This window comes from Pontimicrobium sp. MEBiC01747, from assembly GCF_053601635.1.
Genome location: NZ_JBSHNS010000112.1, coordinates 1 through 2,651 on the forward strand (window position 1 = coordinate 1; position 2,651 = coordinate 2,651).

At 33.2% G+C, this 2,651-nt stretch carries 2 protein-coding genes; both read right to left on the reverse strand.

Features of this window, described 5'->3' with window-relative positions; translation table 11 throughout:
• Window positions 1-841: hypothetical protein (locus ACVC2P_RS02560; protein WP_452596916.1), on the reverse strand; the 841-nt coding region annotated here is incomplete at its 3' end.
• 241 nt (window positions 842-1,082) lie between these two features.
• On the reverse strand, window positions 1,083-2,423 hold the full coding sequence (locus tag ACVC2P_RS02565) for a microtubule-binding protein (RefSeq protein WP_452596917.1): 1,341 nt from the start codon (window positions 2,421-2,423) through the stop codon (window positions 1,083-1,085).
• Window positions 2,424-2,651: the final 228 nt, after the last annotated feature.

Here is a 2,651-nt window from a genome sequence, read left to right on the forward strand (position 1 = left end):
GTGCATAGGACTCTAATGAGATTTCTTTTTTTGCAATACTTTCTAAAATGGAATGTGTTAGCTCATTTTCATCTTTAGCAAATACATTATGAAATGGTCCTAAATCTATTCGTTTTATATGCTTTGGAAATACATTTTTCAGCCTTCTGTCTATTCCGTATGCCATCGTGTCTAATGGCATTTTTCGATCGGCTATGGCTTTTAATGTCTTGTATATTTCATTTTTCTCTTTTAATGGGTCTTTTCCATCATAATCAAAATACATAAAACAAATAAACGGTCTGTTTAGCGATACATCGTAAAAACTCCAACTCGTCATATATTCTGTTGCAATATCTTCTGGGGCTTTTATTATTTTACCTTGTACAAATCTGTTAAATATATATTGCTGCTCTACCGATGTGTAATATACTATAGAAGCGGCTTGAAAGAGTTTATCTTTACGTATGGGTTCTTTTTTACGTAATAATTGGTCTAGAAATTCGTCTTGTAACTCACTTACATCTTTCAGCTTATTTATATAATTATCTCTTAACGATAAATCGTTATATAAATACCTAAACTCTAAATAATTAGGAAAGCCCGAATCGGTTAAATCTACCTTCATGTTATCTTCTTCATCGTACATATATTTTATACGCATGGCTTCTATAGAGTACAATAAAAGGTCGCAGTATTGTTTAAAAAACACCATTTCTTGAGGTGTACACAATGCTTTCTGTTGTACACTTACTATTAATTCTTTTAATGCAAAGTCTACTTTTTTGTGGTAGAATACATATTGTTCTTTGCTGTCTAGAACTGCCGAATCTAAAGGGGTTACAATGTGATTTACAGACATTATTTTTTGATGTTCTTAATTTTATAAAGCGTTAAAAAAACGAAGGCTTAGGTATTTTATATTTTTTAATTAATAAACTGTCTTAGGCTAGCTCTGCGTTAAGGATTGCAGCGGCATCCTTTTTTCTTTTTAGAAAAAAGATATAGCGGAAAGCCTGACCTCCAATTATATTGGAGGTAACGCCCAAATTATTTTTATAATCTCTTTTATATTTTTAAGAGATTCCCTCTTTCGTGAGAACTTAGCTCAACATATCGTCTTCTGCGGCTGGTTTTGGTGGTGGTGGCACATCGTCTCCATCTCCTCCTTGTGGTGCTGGTTGTGCTGCATAGTAATCTTCGAAAAGTTCTTTCATATCTATACCGTAACGCTCTGCAAAATTCTTTTGTATGTCTCCATCTTTTGCGCGAATTTCTTGTAAGGCCTCTGCATAGCTACTGTATACGCCTTGCATTACTTTTTCGTGTACTGGAATATTATCCATCATTTCTTGACGTGCTTTTGCACTTGCTGTGTGCATAGACGCTAATGTTTCTCCAATATGTTCGTCTGTTTTTACACCTAAGTGCTCTAATATTGCAGCAAATTCTTGATCTGTTCTCGCTTTTAATGCTACTACATAACCATCATAGTACTTTAAACGCTCTTCTGTATCACTTTTTAATTTTGCTCTATGCGTTTGTAAGTTACTACGTAAAGAGGTTAATACTTTTATGGTTAAATTATGCTTATGTACAAAACTATCTTTGGATGCTGCTAAAGTTGTGTAGGCATTTTTAAGACCTTCCAGCTCTTCTACTTTTTGTTCTAAAGCTGTCATTTTACCAATAGATTCTGCATATTCTGCAGATTGCTTATCGGCAATATCTTCTAATTCTTGTCTGGCTTGTTTTAGTAATGCGTATTGTTCTTCTAACTTATCTTCTACTTCTTTCTTTTTCTCTAAGGCTTTGGTGTGGTTTTTAGAGGCTTCTACTATAGCGTCTTTAAGTTTTTCTTCTACTTCTTTTATTTCTACTTCGCGGTTTTTTAATCGGGTTACTGCTGCTTGAGATTTGTACGACAGTTCACTTAATAGTGTTTGTACATCTGCTTTTTCTATACGTTCTTGGAACATTGCTTTAGCTTTGTTATCTGCTCCAGCACGTACTTTTTCTGCAGATTTTAATGTGTCTTCTGCTTTAGCTATTTTGCTTTTACGCCCCCAAAGATTGTTCCACCAAGTGTCTGGCACCTTTTGTGCATCTTCTAGTTCTATTTTTGCTCTGTCTAATGCTTTTTGTGCATCGTCGATAACTTTTTGTTCTGTTTCGTTTAATGCAGAAAAACGCTCGAATAAAATACCAACCTCGTCTTGGTAGTCTGTTAAATCTTTAATTGCATCTAAAAGTGTTGTTCTGTCCTTTTCTGCCATTTGTACAACATCGTCTAATGTTGCATTTAGTATTTTTTGACGACTTTCGGGGTCATCCTCTTGTGCTAGCTTAGATTTCATTGTATCTATAGCTTTGCCCCAATTTACATCTACCTTTTCACTTTTTTCGTTAGTATTAGTTTCTAATAAATCAAAATCATCAGACATATTATATCTCGTTTTTTATTGGTTGAACAAATTTAGTTTAGCAATTTCGTTAAAAATTATTAGTTCTGAAATTTTTACACTCAATTTATATGTGTTAAGTTTTAGTTAATTGTTACATTTTTGTGTGGAATTATTAGAAAAGGTAATTTTTGTGTGTTTTGATGGAATTTGTTATGTCTAGTGAAATTTGAAAATGATGTGAGATTCTGAAACAAGTCAGAATGATGT